This is a genomic window from Vibrio sp. 378, assembly GCF_033339435.1.
The window spans coordinates 1-502 of record NZ_JAWOUO010001291.1; the positions used below are offsets into that span (position 1 = coordinate 1).

Genomic DNA, 502 nt, shown 5'->3' on the forward strand with positions numbered 1-502 from the left:
AATTGTCATAGTGGCAAATGCATTTGATAATTTGTGCCATACACCGATCGCTTCAGAACAGAAAATCCCATACACCGCCCTTTCTCATTTATATAAAAACTGTAAACACCTATATAAAGAAGAAAACCTTAATATCCTGATCAAGTTCATGGGCGTCTTCCCTCCTGGCACGGTTGTTCAGCTATCTAATAATATGGTGGGATTGGTCATCTCAGTGAACGCTTCAAACCTGCTATTTCCAAATGTTCTGGTTTACGACCCATCAGTGCCAAGAACTCAAGCTCCCATCATTGAGCTTGCATCGAAAGATTTGAGGATCGTAAATGCGATTCATCCATCTAAATTGCCAGATAAGATAAAAGAGTACCTAAACCCACGCTCGCGAATATCCTATTTCTTTGACAGTGATGAGTAGTTATCCACAGTTTTTTGTGAGTATTCTGTAGAAATGCTGGGTGTTAATTTGGGTGAATTTAGATGTTGAGTGGAAAGTGTCCATTTG

At 39.4% G+C, this 502-nt stretch carries 1 pseudogene; it reads left to right on the forward strand.

The window, feature by feature from the left end:
* Positions 1-415 (forward strand): annotated as a pseudogene (locus R7Q48_RS31625) (HD family phosphohydrolase); the annotation flags it as partial.
* Positions 416-502: the final 87 nt, after the last annotated feature.